Source organism: Mesorhizobium sp. B2-9-1, assembly GCF_006439455.1.
Classification (GTDB): Bacteria; Pseudomonadota; Alphaproteobacteria; order Rhizobiales; family Rhizobiaceae; genus Mesorhizobium.
Genome location: NZ_VFTP01000001.1, coordinates 848308 through 864330, shown reverse-complemented (window position 1 = coordinate 864330; position 16023 = coordinate 848308). Strand labels below are relative to the sequence as shown.

General features: G+C 64.3%; 10 protein-coding genes and 1 tRNA gene. 6 read left to right on the top strand and 5 right to left on the bottom strand.

Going from position 1 to position 16023, the window contains the following annotated elements; translation table 11 throughout:
* On the top strand, positions 1-657 hold a 657-nt coding region (locus FJW05_RS04230; RefSeq protein ID WP_140628112.1), incomplete at its 5' end, for a phosphoglycolate phosphatase.
* Between the two features lie 127 nt (positions 658-784).
* Positions 785-859, top strand: a tRNA-Val gene (locus tag FJW05_RS04225).
* 85 nt (positions 860-944) lie between these two features.
* Here the strand turns inward: FJW05_RS04225 and FJW05_RS27340 are convergent.
* The 3 genes from FJW05_RS27340 to FJW05_RS04215 all read right to left on the bottom strand — a co-directional run bounded on the left by FJW05_RS27340 (position 945) and on the right by FJW05_RS04215 (position 6439).
* Positions 945-1115 carry a hypothetical protein gene (locus FJW05_RS27340; RefSeq protein WP_181164840.1) on the bottom strand — a complete coding sequence of 57 codons (171 nt, stop codon included), beginning with the start codon at positions 1113-1115 and terminating at the stop codon, positions 945-947.
* A gap of 133 nt (positions 1116-1248) precedes the next feature.
* Positions 1249-2772 carry an MBL fold metallo-hydrolase gene (locus FJW05_RS04220; RefSeq protein ID WP_181164839.1) on the bottom strand — a complete coding sequence of 508 codons (1524 nt, stop codon included), beginning with the start codon at positions 2770-2772 and terminating at the stop codon, positions 1249-1251.
* On the bottom strand, positions 2765-6439 hold the full coding sequence (locus FJW05_RS04215; RefSeq protein WP_140628106.1) for a S8 family serine peptidase: 3675 nt from the start codon (positions 6437-6439) through the stop codon (positions 2765-2767). Before FJW05_RS04215 ends, FJW05_RS04220 begins: the two co-directional genes overlap by 8 nt.
* Before the next feature lie 572 nt (positions 6440-7011).
* On the opposite strand from FJW05_RS04215, the gene FJW05_RS04210 reads away from it, so the two are divergent.
* Entirely contained in the window at positions 7012-7695 is a 684-nt protein-coding gene (locus FJW05_RS04210) for a Crp/Fnr family transcriptional regulator (protein WP_140628245.1), read from the top strand.
* Positions 7696-7797: 102 nt separating this feature from the next.
* On the opposite strand, the gene FJW05_RS04205 is transcribed toward FJW05_RS04210, so the two are convergent.
* Together FJW05_RS04205 and FJW05_RS04200 are read right to left on the bottom strand one after the other, a co-directional pair.
* Positions 7798-12024 carry a cytochrome P450 gene (locus tag FJW05_RS04205; protein ID WP_140628103.1) on the bottom strand — a complete coding sequence of 1409 codons (4227 nt, stop codon included), beginning with the start codon at positions 12022-12024 and terminating at the stop codon, positions 7798-7800.
* Positions 12025-12140: 116 nt separating this feature from the next.
* Positions 12141-13922 carry an adenylate/guanylate cyclase domain-containing protein gene (locus FJW05_RS04200; RefSeq protein ID WP_140542454.1) on the bottom strand — a complete coding sequence of 594 codons (1782 nt, stop codon included), beginning with the start codon at positions 13920-13922 and terminating at the stop codon, positions 12141-12143.
* A 414-nt stretch (positions 13923-14336) separates the two neighbouring features.
* On the opposite strand from FJW05_RS04200, the gene FJW05_RS04195 reads away from it, so the two are divergent.
* From FJW05_RS04195 to FJW05_RS04185, 3 genes are all read left to right on the top strand, one after another.
* On the top strand, positions 14337-14594 hold the full coding sequence (locus FJW05_RS04195) for a PepSY domain-containing protein (RefSeq protein WP_140628100.1): 258 nt from the start codon (positions 14337-14339) through the stop codon (positions 14592-14594).
* Positions 14595-14678: 84 nt separating this feature from the next.
* The gene (locus FJW05_RS04190) at positions 14679-15407 is read left to right on the top strand and encodes a lysozyme inhibitor LprI family protein (protein WP_246673192.1); all 729 of its coding nucleotides are present in this window, start codon (positions 14679-14681) and stop codon (positions 15405-15407) included.
* Between the two features lie 98 nt (positions 15408-15505).
* Positions 15506-15991, top strand: coding sequence for a hypothetical protein (locus FJW05_RS04185; protein WP_140628096.1), 486 nt, complete (start codon positions 15506-15508; stop codon positions 15989-15991).
* Positions 15992-16023: the final 32 nt, after the last annotated feature.

Sequence of the window (16023 nt, the reverse complement as noted above, 5' to 3'; positions counted from 1 at the left end):
GATCTCGACGGAACGCTGGTCGACACGGCACCGGACCTGCTCGACAGCCTCAACCACAGCCTGGCGGCAAGCGATCTCGCCGCTGTCGACGAAGCCGGCTTCCGACGCTTCGTCGGCCATGGCGGCCGCGTCATGATCGAACGCGCGCATGCCGCGCAGAACAAGGCGCTGATGGCGGAAGAGCACGACCGGCTGCTGAAGCTGTTCCTCGACCATTACACGCTGAACATTCCCGGCAAGTCCCGCCCCTATCCGGGCGTCATCGCCGCGCTCGACCGTTTCCAGGCAGCCGGCTATTTGATGGCGGTCTGCACCAACAAATATGAAGCGAATTCCGCTACGCTGATCGGCGCGCTTGGCCTGTCAAACTACTTTGCCGCGATCTGCGGCCAGGACACCTTCGCCTTCCGCAAGCCCGACCCGCGCCATCTCACCGAGACGATCAGGCTGGCCGGCGGCGATGCGGAGAACGCCTTGATGATCGGCGATTCGCAGACCGACATCGACACCGCCAAGGCAGCCGGCATTCCTGTGGTCGCGGTCGATTTCGGCTACACCGACCGCCATGTGCGCGAATTCGAGCCAACTCTGGTGATCTCGCATTTCGACACGCTGACGCCGCAACTGGCCGAGCGGTTGATCGCGGCGGCACGCTGAGCGGAACTCGGACCGGGACGGTTGAGAAACCGGAAACCGGTCCGCGCGATAAGCTTGGCACATCGCCTTGACTTCGCGCACCCGCCTCCCTTATATCGCGGCTCGCTTCGGCCTTCGGGCCCAAGGCGGGCGATTAGCTCAGCGGGAGAGCACACCCTTCACACGGGTGGGGTCGCAGGTTCAATCCCTGCATCGCCCACCATCAACTTGCTGAATGAGTTGGATGATCCAGCCCACCAATTCACAGTCATCGCTACGTGCGCAGCTGGCCTGGACGGCGCTGGCGCCTAAATCAGCCCTCTCCTCACATTCATGCGCGTCACGGCGGTCACCAGAATGGCGCCGGTCATGAAGTAAAGCGTGGCGATGATGTGGCCCTGGTGAAAATGCAGCCCGGCAAACAGCAGGGCCGTGACCACGGCAAGGAAGGCGATGACGCGGGAGAATGCATCGGGCATGGGGCGACCTTGTGCAATGTGTTGAGTGGCCGCCCTCACTCAGCCGAGTGTTCCATAAATCGGTTTTCGATTTTTCGCAATCGGCCTTGAGGCCGGACTGATCAGCGCCTGCCGCGGCGGCGCTCCGGTGGTCCTAGACCAGATCCACTTCCACCCACAGTCCGCCCGGTCCCCGCGCGGCATCGCGCGGCGCGCTGCGCACCGCCTGGATCGAACCGGACGGCGCGGCAAAGACCGGCTTTCCATTCTTGTCCGCCAGCCATGGATCATCGGCACGGATGACGCGGCCCTTTGTCTTTGTCTCGAGCGCGGTCAGGATGCCGTTATAGGGCATCTCGCCCCAGTGCACGTTCAGCGCGTCGACCTTGTTGGTCGGGATGAAGGCCGACAGGTCCGAGCTCGTCAGCAGATCGAAGCCCTGTTTCTGCGGCGTGGCGTTCTGGCTGCCGTGATGGGCGACCTTGAGATAGACGGTGCGCGCCAGAAGATCGGCCGATGTGACGGTGCTCTGCCCCACCGGCCATTTCAGGTCCTTCCAGCTTAGCCAGTTGCCGATCTGGGCGTCGCCGGGGAACAGCAACACCCGGCCGCTGTCGATGAACTCGAAGGCCAGCACCAGGCTGGTGTTGTTGACGCCGCGGTCGAGCTGCAAGGCCAGGTCGGCGGCGATCCCCATCCAGTCGGCGTCGATGCGCCGCCAGGACTGGTCGCGGTCTTCCATGGATGCCGCGGCCGAGACTGGTCCGGAGTAATGCTTGCGGACAAAGGCGGCGATGTCGATGGCCGGGTCGCTGCCCTTGTCGCCGGCGAGCGCCGCGGAAAGCGGCGTGCCGACATTGCGCTCGAACGGACTGAGCTCGTCGACGTAACCGGCATCGGCCGCCTCGTTCATCTTGAGACCGCTCGCCAGCGCCCGCGCGTACGGGCCACCGCTGGCCAGCGGGAACATCTCGCTCGCCTTTTCATCCAGGCGAAGCGCCGCCTTGTCGCGCGGCGGGCCGAGCACATAAACGCGCAGGTTGGGCAATGCGTCGATCGTCACCGGCGGTCCGCCGGGCTCGAAATAGGTCGGCGACGGTTTTTGCGACAGCTTTGCCGCTGCGTCGCGGGCCGAGCGCACCCGCTCGCCGGCGGCGCCGAACTGGAAGCCGAGCACGGATTGCAAGCCGTCGCGCACGCCGGCCATGTAAGAACTGAGCCCCTGCATTCCGTCGAGCTTCTGGCCCACGCCTTGCAGGGCCGCCAGCGCCTGGCCCTTGAACTTGTCGAGTTCCGCGGCCTCGCCGTCCGCGGGATTTTCGGTCCAAGCCATCCAGACATCGCCGACGACTAAATCCTTGAAGAGGTCCTTCGCGGTCAGGAAGCCGGAGACATGGTCCCAGTGTTCGTGCGTGACGACGAGGATGTCGATCTTGCCGCCGGTCTCCTTCTTGAGGTCGGCGACGATGTCGGCGACCAGCGCCGGGCCACCCTTGATCGAAACATGAATGCCGCAATCGATGAGAATGCGGAACGGCTTACCGTCAGGCTTCTTGAACGTCAGCAAGTGGCAGTCGCCGATGCCCTGGCAGTAATGCCTGACGGTGATGCCCGATGCCGGCGTCGCCGCGGGAGCCGCTTTTGCCGGCCTAGTTCTTGCCGCCGGCTTTCTAGACATGGTCGTCGTCTCCGTCGCTGGCATGCAGCAAGGCAAAGGGCTCCGACACTTCGCCGCCAAAATAGAGCGCTCGCAGCGGCGACAGATAATTGGCCGCCATCGTCCCGGCCTGACGCTTCTGCCGGTCCGCGCTGCCGGTGTTCTTGATGATCGAGTAGCGGATTTCCTCGAAACCCTCGCGCGGATCGATGATGATCGTGGCGCCGCCGCGGAACCAGAAGAAGCCTTCGCCCTTGGCCATGCCTTGCGGCATCGCCGTGCCGTCCAGCGCAACCGGAATGCGCTGCTGGATGACCGCCACCACCTCGACGCGGAACGAGCCGTCCGGCTCGACGCGGCGCGTCGGGCGCACACTGTAGATGTCGAACGTCGTCTCACCTTTCTTCGGCGGGTGCATGACCGTGCCGTCGTCATTGTAGCGCGGCAGGTCGGGCAGCAGGCCGAACTGCTTGTAGAGGTCCGGATCGGAGGCGAAGGCCTTGTGCATCGCCTTCCACAGCGCATAGCGGTTCTTGTCGTTGAGCGCGAAGATATCGGCCCGCTTCAATTTCTGGTTCCAGCCGAGGTCGATCTTGCCGAGTAGGCCCTTCAGCCAGACCGGCGACGGATCCTCCGGCGCGCTCCAGGCGAGCGTCTCCTCCGAGATGGTGCGAACGTCGCGCGGCAACAGCTTCCACTTGCGGAAGGATTCCAGGAAGGCCAGGCGATAGTGCAGCGGATCGTCAGGGTAGGCGTCGCGGTCGGCGGTGATCAGGGCGCGCAGATATTCGCCGAAGCTGATGTCGACGGAAGGGCAATAGTCGAGCGCGCGGATGCACATGGTCAGCATCTGCGTGGCGGTCTTGGCAACCTCGTCGGTGAGGCGCTCGACCAGGCTCGGATGCAAGGTGCCCGCCGGCAGGATGCCGGACCCGCCGGTGGCAAGCTGGATCAGGTCGTCGGTCCGCCGGTCGGCGATGGCAAGAAAGGCCTGGTAGACAGCGAAAACCAGGATCGAGCCCCGGTCATGCGCCTCGAAAGTCTTGTCGTAGTCGAGGTCGGCCATGCCGGCGCCGCCATATTCGCGCAACGGCCCGGCCCGGCCGCTGCCTTCGCCGAACTGCTTGGCAATACCGGAAAGCAGCGAGGCGGCCGACAATTCGCCCCTCGCCTTGCCGATCTCGAAGCCGACCAGTTCCTTCAGCGTGAAATGCTGGAACAGCGCGACGATATCGGCAAAGGCCTCATGGAAGGCCGGCACGTCCGGGTTGGATGCTTCCTGGAAGCGGCGGTGCAGCCCGTCGAGCAATGCGTGCGACATCTCATGCGCGACGATGTCGCTGGACAGGCACGAGAACACCGTCGTTCCGGGCGTGGTGACGTCGCCCTGATTGCTGGTCGCCGGGAAATAGCCGAACAGCAGCGCCTTCTTTTCCGGGCTGTAATAGGCATTCTCGGCACGCAACGCATGCGGATAGATGCGCAGGCGCGGCACGTAATGCGCCTTCACAGTCATGTCACCGGTGCGGCCGGGAGCCTCGGCGTAGTGCGGCGCCCACAACGCCCGCCGGCCAAGAGCGCGCTCGAAATGCCCGATCGTGGTCATGGCCACCGCATAGACCATCTGCTGGTGGAATTTCGGATTGCCCTCCGAAGGCGGCAGGCCGTCCTGCGCCAGAAGGACCTTGTCGTTGAGGTCGACCGGGTCGTAGACGCGGTCGGACGCGGGGTCGACATCGACCACCTCGAGATATTCGCCGATCGGACCGGGCAGCAGCGGCCTGTCAGTCGCAGGCTCGTCGTCCCACGGCACCGAAAGCGTCGCCTGGTAGACCGAAACCGAATCCAGTCGCTTGGCGACCGACGGGTCGAGCGCGTAGATGCGCAGCCGCCGTTGCGGCGGCGGCAGCGGCCGCGGCTTGCGCCTGATGGCCGGTGCCGGGCCCACGACCGGCGCCGGAGCCGCGACGCTGGCGCTTGGCCGGCCCAGCCATCCTTCCAGAAAGGCCTTCAACGGCTTCGATGGGTTGCCCTGGTCGAGCGCCGCCTCCAGGTAGCGGTTGCGGGCCGCCGCCGAAACCTCGTCCGGATCGCCATCCGGGTCGGCGATCGCCTGGTCGATTGCCGCCGTGGCTTGCGCCATCTGCGTCAGTTCCAGCGCAAACATCCTCCGCTGCCGCAGCGTCGCCGGCGGTTGCGCCGCCAACGAATTCCCTCCGGTCAAAAGGTCCAGCCAGCTCCACGTGTAGGTGGCTCGAGCGAGCTTGGTCAGGCTGTTCGCCGCCGGCGGCGGGAAGCCCAGCGCATCGAAGGCCCGCAAGACGCCCTGCCCGATCTTCTCCTTCGTCTCCGCCGCGTTCATCTTGGCCGTCGATTTCAGGGCTTTCGCGAACAACGCCTTGCGTACGGCTTCGACACGCATCCAGGGCTGAGGATAATTCTTCACCACGTCCCAGTGCTCGGCTAACCAGAGAGCGGCCGCGGCCGCGACCTGCGGGGTGGCGGCGGAGGTGCCGCTGCCATCCATGTCGACCACCTTGCGACAATCGATCTCGGCCCAGGGCACATTCGGCGTGTAGGCGCCGAGCGCCGTATCCATCTTCGACGGCGGCCCGTAATTGCCTTGCATGGTGCCGAACGAGAGCCCGGCATAGGCGCGCCCGTCGCCCATCACGCCGCAGGCCGCAAGCACCCGGTTGTAGCGTGCCGGATAGACGATGCTGCGCGGCGTGATGGTGAAATTGTTGCCGGCCGCCGTGACCATGACCACACCGTGATCGTAGGCAAGATTGACGGCGTCGACCAGCGCCTGCGAGGCGAGGCCGCCCATGCTCATCGACAACACCTGCGCTCCCTGCTTGCGCGCAAAGTCGATGCCTTGCACCATGGTGCCGGTGGTCAGCCGCACCACCCAGTCGGCGATGCGCACCGGCAGGATTTTCGCCAGTGGCGCGCCGCCGATGAAATCGTTGAAGCCTGGCCAGTGCGGCGAGGAGCCGTCGAGCTTGTTGCCGGCAAGCAGGCTGAGCGTGCCGGTTCCATGGCCGCGATTGCTGGTCAGCGTGCCGGCCGGAGCGTGATCGGCCGCGTTGTTCGGACCCGTCCCATCATCGACGAAATTGCGCTGCTGCGCTGCAAGAAGCGCGGCCGGAATGGTCTGATGGCGTGGATCGAAACCGGTATCGAGATGGGCGATGGTGATGTTGGCCTGCTTGGCGCCTACCTTCTCGCGCGCCGCCGCGAACTGGCTGAAGTCCGGCGCGGCATTCCAGGCGACGCGCCCCGCGACCACCGCCTGTCCGCCCTGCGGGTCCTGATCGTCGAATGCACAGACCGGAGCTGCGCTTGCCGCCATGCCGCGATCGCCGCCGCTGTCCTTATAATCCCACTGCTGCACGATATCGGGCTCGATTGCGAGCACCTCGGCGCCCGCGGCCGCCAGCGCCGGGTTCCGGGCGACAAGATCGTGGGCATGATCCCAGGGGTTATGTGTATCGGCGGCGTCCGTGGCCAACCGAAACCAGGTGGCGCCGCGATCCCCGGCCGCGGCCGTGCCGGCGCTCACGTCGGCAGGCAGAGAGAGGATCGGCTCGGCTTCGATGCCGCCAATCCGGGGCGGCCCGCCTTGGACCGAGAGCCCCGCGCCGTCGCCGCGAACCTTTACAAGGAATCCCTTCGCGGCTGTCATGGCCTGCCCCCCAAAGTGAACCATGACGCCGACCGTCACCTGTAGTCAAGACAAGGTTCCAGCCATACTTCGGTTGATCTCTTTGCCGACTAGGCAATCATGCCGATTGCAAAGCAAAGACCATACACTTCTAAAATAACCATCAGTCCGCCCGATGCGTATATCTGTGAGCGCCTTCACATACGCCGAACAGGGCTTGCGCTCAGATGTTGTAACGGCGGCATCGACGGCCCGAGCTGACTACGGCGTCCGAAGCTGCTGCCGGACTGCGATATGGATGCGGTTCTCGAGGAGAAATTTCGATCACCTAGCCATTTTCAGGTTTGCCGTCTGCGCGCATGGGCACCTCCCACCCAAGCGCGCGGATGGCGTTTCCAAGATCGGCCCGCAACCGCCAGTGCGCCCGGTCTCCTTACAGTTTGCCGGCTTATCCAATTTCGGCGTGTGACGCGTGACATGAAACGTCTGTCCGCCACTGCCGATTTCGGTCAGCCACCACAGAAGGAGACGACGCTTTGATCGAGCACGCACTTATCCTACAATTTCCGTCTAACGAGAGGCGGAATCGTATCATGGCTACAAACGGCGCGGACGACAGGAACCTGCCGCGCCTGGCGCGCATCGACCCGCGCCACTTCGACCTGTTGTTCGGCGGCTGCAAGCTTGAGCGCTATGCCGCCGGCCAGCATTTATTCGTCCAGGAGGACGCTTCCGACCGCATCTACGGCGTGATGAGCGGCACCGTCGAGATTTCGCTCTATTCGCCCGGTGGGCAAAAGCTGGTGGCCAATATCGAGCTGTCGCGCAGCCTCGTGGGCGAGATCGGAGCCCTGGATGGGCGCCCGCGCACGGCGACCGCCATCTGCCTTACGGCATGCGAGCTGGTTTCTCTAAGCCGGACACAACTCTTTGACCGCATTGAGAAAAACCCGCCCCTGGCCCGCGCGATGATCGAATTGCTTTGCACGCGGCTGCGCTGGGTCAGCGGCGAGCTGGGCGACCAGGCCTTTTTCGGTATCGAGGCCAGGCTGGCAAAGCGGCTCGTGTTCCTGAGTGGGGTGATGGCAGACGCTGCCGGCTGGATTCCGATTTCGCAGTCGGAGCTCGGCGAATTCCTCGGGGCGACGCGCGAATCCGTCAACAAGACGCTGAACGACTGGCGCAGCCGGCAGATGATCGCCATCAAGCGCGGCGGCCTGCGCATCACCAACGCCGCCGCGCTGAACCAGATCGCCGAATCGCAGGACGACGACTGAGCAGGCTCGGCGACTTCGCCGTCGCCGTAGCGAGCTCAGCGCCTTCGCCATAGTCCGCTCGGCAGCTTCGCCATTGCTCCGAACTGCTTTCAGCGCACCCGGTCAGAGCCGCGAGATCAGATAGCGCAGCGCCGACCGGCTCGGCATGAAGAAATAGCCGCCGCCTTTCGTGGTGACGAACTGCGGCACATCCTTGAGCACCGTGACCTTTTCCCAGGATGGGATCGAGAACCGGCCGCCGCCGCCCCGCGCGCCAATCGTCGGATCCGTCTCGCCGACCAGGCCCTGGAACGAATTGGACGAGACCCAGGTCTGCTGGATGAATTCATATTGGCGTTCGATATCGGCGTTGAGGCACATGAAGAGCAGGCCCTTCTCCGTCTTCCCGCCCCTGTCCTTCTTCTCGTAGGTGCGGCCGACGCGCAGGATGCGATGGCGCTTGCCGATTCTGATCTGCGTCTCGCGGTCCTCGCCGAGCGAATCGCGCGGATTGGAACGGCGTATGTGGGAGCCGAGCGGACAGGCATGCCCCTGCGGATCCTCGGCGCCGAGCGCGAAATCATTGTCGATGCCGCGGCCCGGACGTCCGTTCGGATTGCGCACCAGAGAGCTTCCGTCCTGCCAGCGACCGAGCATCTTTGCCGCCACCCAATGCGGTGTGATGGCGGCGTCGCCAGTCTCATTTGCTGCCTGTGTCGCGGCCTTCCTGCAATAATCGTCGAACAGTTCGACATGCTGCTCGAACTGGCGCAGGACGAGGAAGGTGCCGTTGCGGCCGAAATCGCGCGGCGGAGGCGGCTGCCCCAGTATCTGACGGTTGCGCCGCACCTGCGACAGGATGCCGGTTCGGTCCAGCGCCGCGTCCACCGACGGCGAAGCCGGGTAGAAGCCGTGCTCGTCGCGGTAGCCGAACAGGAACTCGCCCGGTGCCAGCAAATGCATCGGCGCGGCTCCCTTGGCGGCGCGCGACGTGCCCCGAACGATCGGTTGCGAGATGCCGTCGACGAAGCCGAAATGCTCGACGGCCCGTTTGCCGTCGCGCCGCACCATAAGCGGCAGTTCGGCGGCCACGGCCATCCCCGCGCCTGTCGTCTGTCGCTTCATGGCCGCGATCTCCGCCTTCAACGCGGCCGGCGTCCCGGCATAGCAGACGATGACGACGTCGACGGGATTGGCGGGCGACCCCCACTGCCATTTGTCGGGGGCGTCGGGACCCGTGTCGTTGAGGATGCGGCTGCGCTCGGGCGTTCCCATGCCTTGCCGAAAGGCGACAGGAAACGTGTCCAACGGCTCGTCGTCGACGCCGCCCTCGAGCCCCAGCCGGCGCAGTCCGTTGGGGCCGAACGCCACGGTCATGGCGCGGCCGGCAGGTACGCCGTCGCCGAAGCTGGTTTTTTCGGTCACGAAGTCGAGCCACGCCTTGCGCTTCGTTGCCGGCAATCCTTCCGGCACCTGGATCGCAAGCATGTGCGCATGGCCGAGCGCGCCGAACGGTCCGAAGAAGATGGATTGGATTTCACCCGATTCCAGCTCTTCGAGCGGCGCGGACGGCAGTTCAGGCAGGCTGGTCGCGTCCGCCGGCTGTGCTTGCGGGCGCGGCAGCGAACCGAACAAGCTCAGCCAGTCGCGCGCCTCGTTTCCGGTGGCGGATGCGATGCCGCGCCTGATCCTGGAGTTGATGCGGATGCGCGGTGTGTTGAGATGCGGATAGGCGCTGTACCAGAACAGCGTCGGCACCTGCTGGCGCCGCGCCCAGCGCTTGAAACGATCGCCGTCGCGCGCGCCGTCCAGGAACAGCCAGCGCGTGCGCGGATAGCCTTCGGTGTTGCTCCACACGCCGGTCAGGCCGGCCGAGGCCTTGGCGATGAAATCCTCCAGATAACTTTCCCAGCTGCCACCGTAATTGGAGAAGAACACCAGCCTGTCGGTGCCGGGCAGCAGCACCCAGCGGGCGAAATGAATGGTGTTGATGGTGGCGAGGAAGCCCGGCCTGAACACTTTCTGCGCCGATATCGAGATCAGGTAGAAGGCGAGCCTTAGCGCCAGCCGCCGCAAGATCCCCGGCTTCATCGTCGAGATCGCCGTCAGGTTGTTCTGCGCGCAGTGGTCCTCATTGGCGAGGATCCTTTCCAGCGCGCCGATATCGACCGGCGTGTTCGCCGGCCGGTCCTTGTCTTCGAGCCGCCGCAACGCCAGGAAGCAAAGGCCCACGAACAGAGCCAGAATAGCCAGCAGACCGAGTACCGTAAGCAGAAGCGCGGCGCCGGCGATCGCGATGTTGGCAATAGTGACGCCATGCGGGTTCCCGAACACGAGCACATAAGTCATGCGCCAAAAGGCGAGAACGACAATCGCGACCGTGGCGAACATCGCCGGCGTCAGCAGCGTCGTCGTCAGCGCACGCGACCAGTGGCCGGGCGGCCTTTCCAGCAGGCTTTCGGCGGGCTCGAACGCCCAGCCGAATTGCCCGAGGCAACGGACATGCCGGCGCGCTTCGGCCAGCACATCCATCGCGTTGCCGGCGCCCGCGCACGGCTTTTCGGCGATCTCGCGCACGCTGTCGGCGAGCTTGGCCTCGGCCAGGATCCGCCGCACGGAATGTCCCGGCGTGCCGGAAAAAACCAGCCCCGCGGCGCTGCCGAAGGACGGCGAAATTTCTATGTGGTTCTTCTTCAGGAAGTCCTCCAGCGAGCCGCCGTCCGGCAGGCCGCAGACATCCCTGAAGATCGGCCGCAGCCGATGCCCGATCGATTGCGCAATAGCGGCAATGACGTCGTCGGTGCTGCCGTCGCCGGAGATCTCGAACACCAGCGCGCCGGTCTCGGTCCCGTTTTTTTCGTCCCTGCCGGTAGGCGCGACGGCCAGGCTGGTGAAATGTATGGTGGCGACCTTGTCGAGTGCGGCGCTGATCTCGCCGATCGCGGGATTGCCGAGGTCGGCGACCTTGTCGCGCACCGCATCGAGCGGCATGGCGCGGGTGATCGGGCAGACAACCGTCACCATCGACTGGTCGGCGGTGCGGCAAAGCGGCGGGCGCTCGAAATCGACCTTGAGGCTTGCCGGGTAGGCGCCGACATTGACCATCTTGCCGGCCCTGCCCCGCGCGCGGGCGAGCTTCGGTTTGCCGAACAGCGCGCGGATGCATTCGCCGATCTGGATGCGGGCGATCTCGGCGCCGATGCACAGATGGATGCCGTAACCGAAAACCATGTAGTCGCGATGCGGGCGCGACGTGTCGAACTCGTTCGGCCGCTGCACGATCTCCGGATCGAACATCGCTGAAAGCGTCGCCGGCATGACCACCGTTCCGGCCTTGACCAGGCGCTCGCGGCGCGTGCCCTTGCCGATGACCGCGTCACGCCTGGTATAGCGCCAGGGCCCGATCCAGATCGGCTTGAACCGCATGGCTTCCATGATCGCCCGGTCGAGCTTGCCGGTGTCGCCGGCCGCGATGGCCTCATCCACGGCCTGCCGCGCATCGGATCGCGACAGGATCACATCCAGGCAATTGCTGCCGGCAAGCACGTTCGTCGGCACAAAGCCTGCGACCATGCCGAGCATGATGGAATGAATGTCGGGCAACGACAGGCGCCCTTGGTCCATCAGCGCGACGAGGCGGGCAAGCGGCCGGTCGTCTTTGCCCGCTCTCTCCCTGACCGCGGCGATCGATCGGTTTATGACCTTGATCAGCCGATCGCCGCCGACCACGGCAAGCTGGCGCGTGGTGGGACTTGCCGTCGGATCGGAAAAGAACAACGCGCTGAGCGCGATCGACCAGTCGGCGAACTCGGTTTCGTCGTCGATCTCGAGGCCGAAATAATCGCGGCAGATGCGCACCGGCACGATCTTCATCAATCCGGCGATGGCATCGAAGCCGGGGCTGGCGCGGGTCATGATATCGTGCGAATGGCGCTCGGCGATCGGCCTGACGGCGGCTTCGACCTCCGCCGGCGGGAACGCGCTCAGCACCGCCGATTTCATCTGCCGGTACGCGGCGCCGTCCTGCATGCCGAGAATGAAATTCGAACCCCGGGCGAGTTCGGCCATCTCCGGCCCGTAAGGCGTTTCGAACTCGTCGCCCCGCTCCAATATGTCGCGAACATCCGCGCCTTTGGTGACGAGCAGGAAATTGCCGAAGCCGAGATTCGGCCAGAAACGGCGCAGCAGCGCCAGCAGCCAGCGCGGATCGCCCAGAAGAAAGCCGGCGATGCGGGAAGCAAAGCCGCTCTTGGAACGCAGCCGGTTGATGTCGAACGGTGGCATTTCGGCGAGCGGACGCTGGCTCTTCTGAGCGGCGCGGACGGCGGCGAAGTACTTCAAAGTGATCATCGCGTTCAAGCCCCCGGCTATCCACGTCAATGCGATGCCGGCATTGTCTGGCCTAGGTTTGCATCGGTCCGGCGTATGTGAATTCGTTCACAGTCATTTGTTGTCGGCCCCGGCGATCATGCGGCAGACTTGGCCCGATCGAAATTGCCGATCAGGAAATTGTTCTTGGCCGGGTCCACGAACGGTATCCAGCGTATCCTCTGCTCGGAAAAATCGGGGTGCCTGGTCATGAAAATCGCGAGTTCATGCGCCGCCTCGTCGCGCCGACCGCTTCTCATCAGGGCGCCTATCTTCAGGAATCTTGCGTAAAAGTAGCCCGGCGACAGGTTGAGCGAGCGCTCGGCGGTGGCGATCGCGGCCTGCCAGTCCTCGACGAAGCAATAGGCCGCGGCCAGTTCCCCCAGATTGTGGAAGCGATAGAGGTCGAACGGGCTCAACCGCTCGGTGTCGAGGAAGAACGGTATCGCGCCGGTCGCATCGCCAAGCAAAAGATACGCGCTGCCCATGGCCGAGCGGGCGAAGGCGAAGCTCGGATTGATGTGGATCGCTTCGGCAAGATGCTCGGCTGCCAATGCCGGCAAGCCGCGCATGATGTCGGCGGCGCCGAGATAGGCATGCGGACGCGCATCGAGGCTGTCCATCAGCAGCGCCTTGCGCGCAAGCGTCTCGACTTTCTCCAGATCGTCGCTGTCGCCGAAGCGCAGCCAGGCCCGCCAGAAATACCACCATGCGAGCTCGTTGAGCACGGCGCTCGAATTCGGATCTTCCTGGTAGGCCTTGTCGAAGAAGTCGAGCGCGATTTCGGTATCGCGACGTGTCCGCCTGTTCATGTGCCAGCGGCCGCGCCTGACCAGTTGCCAGGTCTCGAGGCTTTCCCACGGCACCTGAAACGTGCGCGCCTGTTCGGCGCGGTCGACCTCCTTGTCGAGGATGGAAACGATCTCGCTGCCGATCTGGTCGCGCAGGCTGAAGATGTCGACGAGGTCGCGGTCGAAGCGTTGCGACCAGACCAGGCGCCCGTTCGAGGTATCGGTGAGCGACGTATTGAGGCGGATCTGCCTGTTGGAGCGCGCCAACGTGCCGCTGACGATGTAACGGGCGCCCAGCGCGTTGCCGATGAGCCTTGTGCCGAGGCTGTCGTCGCGAAACTGGAAGCTCGAGCCCTTGGCGATGACCGAAAGCCAGCGCGTGTTGGAAAGACCGTAGATGATGTCCTCGGCGATACCGTCGGCCATGTAGCCGACATCGGGTTCGCTGCCGTTGCCCTGGAACGGCAGCACGGCGATTGCCGGGGGGCCCTTGGCGATCGGCCTGGAATGACCGGGCGTGGCGGGAATGGAAGCAAAGGAAGCCGTCGCGGCAGGGCCGTTGCCGCCGCGACCGGCGATCAGGACCCGCACCGGCAGGGCGATGTTCTTCAGGCTGAACTCGCCGAGATCGGTGAAGACGGCCGCCGTCTTGTCCCTCACGTGATGCCACGTCGTCGCCGAGATGGCGACGCCGTCATGCGGCGCGAATTCCTGAAGCCTGGCCGCGATATTCACGTCGTCACCATAGAGACGGCCCTCCCGGACGATGACGTCGCCGGTGTTGATCCCGGCGCGAAAAGGCATGCGCATGTCCTCGGCGACGGCGGCATTCAGCGCCACGACCCGGGCCTGGAAATCGAAGGCTGCCCGCAAGGCTTCGATTGGATTGCCGAATTCGGCCATGATGCTGTCGCCGGCATCGCCGAACGTGCGTCCGCCAAATGCGCCGCAACTGTCGGCGATGATGTCGCGCCGTTCCTCGAAGGCGGCAACAGCCAACTCGTCGTCGATGCCCATAAGCCTCGAGAATCCAACGGCGTCGATTGAAATGATTGTCGCAAGCTGACGGGTATAGTTCCGTTCAGCCATGATTGAGCCCCCAGTCCCACTGCAGTCCAGAACAGGCGACCTGCGCTCAAAGAAACGCGTCGCCGGCTGCCGACGGAAATCCTCGGCAGGCCCGGCGCACTGTTGCCACCCTGTTATGACCAGAATTCTATCAGGGTCTTGGCGAAAGCTCTACCACGAACAGCTAATATGGCGAATTCACCCTCCGGCGCATGGTTAGTCGTTCGTTACATCAGGAGGCACATCCGAAGCGCGACTTTACCAGTTGAAATTATTATGTTTTCTCCGCCAGCCAACATTGGCCGGCTCCTGCCGGCAAGAACCGGCTTCATCGAGGCATGCGCTGCAAAAGTCCGTTATTGCAGCGCTGCGGAACCAACCCGCCTGCGTGCGAGTTTCTGACGGCACTGACGCCGACGAGATTTGAGGGCTCTCATGCGCACTGTTGTTTCAGCAACCGGTATCGCTTTCCTGCTTATCAGTGGACAAGCCTTTGCGGCGGACGACCAGCCAGTGCCGCCGCAAAATGCCAAGAAGCTCTCGGAGGTCGTCGCCAAGGTCGAGCACCGCACCGACTTCCGCTATGTGAAGGAGGTCGAATGGGATAGTGACGGCTACACCATCACCTACTACACGACGGACAAAGCCAAGGTCCAAATCACCTACGATCCCGTAACCGGTGAACCCAAATAGGCCTTGTTGCCTGCCTCCGCCATTCCGAAGGACCTGCGTTCGGCATAGACTTGATCATCGAAACAGGCCGGACGGACGACAGACATGCGGCTTCACATCAGCGCAATCGCCTTGCTTGTGGCCGCATCGGCGCTTGGGACATCGATCCCGGCGCGCGCGGACGGCCCGTCCTTCGATTGCCGAAAGGCGCAGTTGCCCGCCGAAAAGGCGATCTGCGCCGACCCGCAAATGTCGGCCATCGATGCTTTGGTTACCAAGGCCTATGCCGGTTTCGAACCCGCCTTCGGCGGCGACAAACGCAGGATCGCCAGGGGATTGGCCGCCGACCGGAATGCCTGCAAGATGGACGCAGCCTGCATCGTCAGCGCCCAGAACAATGCGTTGCAGACTTACGGCAATGCGCCGCAATGGGTGCAGGACTACAATATCGCGCTCATCGGCAAGAAGGCGCTCGACTTTGCGGCAAGGACGCCGAAACCAGTCGATCAGCCCCTGCCCGTGTCGATCGGAAAATGCGGCTTCACCCATATCACGGCGCTGACGACAAGGCTGGGCGACGACCCGCTGGAAACCGCCAGCCCGGAAGCCGGCAGCGCGGCGCGATTTACCAACGGCGGCACGGCGGTCTCCTATGGCCGCGAACCGGGGCTGGCGAGTTCCAAGGTCGGCGATCCGATCGTCATGTGCCTGATCGCGATCCCGCGCGACTGTCCGAAAGACGATCTGCGCGGCATGGTCTACTACGCCGTCGACCTCGCGGCTAAAGGCACATGGGCCCTGCCCGACTCCCAGCATCTATGTGGTGGCGCCTGAAGACCTTGGCGCCGCGCGGAGCCAGCGCGACGGACCATCCTTGCATCGTCACAACTTTGGTGGCTGACTGCCCGCCATGATTGCGGGCACGGGGGTGCATGGCAATGATCGGCTACGTCCTGAAGCGCATCCTGATGGTGCTTGTCGGCTATCTGGTCGCGGTGCTGGTCGGGTTGATCGCCGTGGTGGTGATCTACGCGATATTGAGTTCGCTGCCCAATGCTCCGGGGTACTTCGAGCTTATGGCGTTCACGCCGGTCGCCGCGCTGGTGGTGCCGCCGCTCGGCATGTTCATCTACTTTCTGACGATCGTCCTGACGGCGATGCAGACGCTGGTCTTTGCAATGGTCGCCGAGTTCTTTTCGCTGCGAAGCTTCTGGCTGCATATGCTGTTCGGCGCCGCAGCTGCGGCAGCCGGTTTCATGCTGATCTGGCCGGGCGCCGCCGATGATCCGGAACGCTGGGCCGACATGGGCATCATCGCCGGCGGCGGCCTCGTGGCCGGCCTGATCTATTGGCTGATCGCCGGGCGCGACGCCGGATTGCGCCGGCCGTTGATCAAAGCAATTCCAGGAAAAGTGTGAAGCGGTCAGGCTGGGCGGCTTCGCCGTAGCCT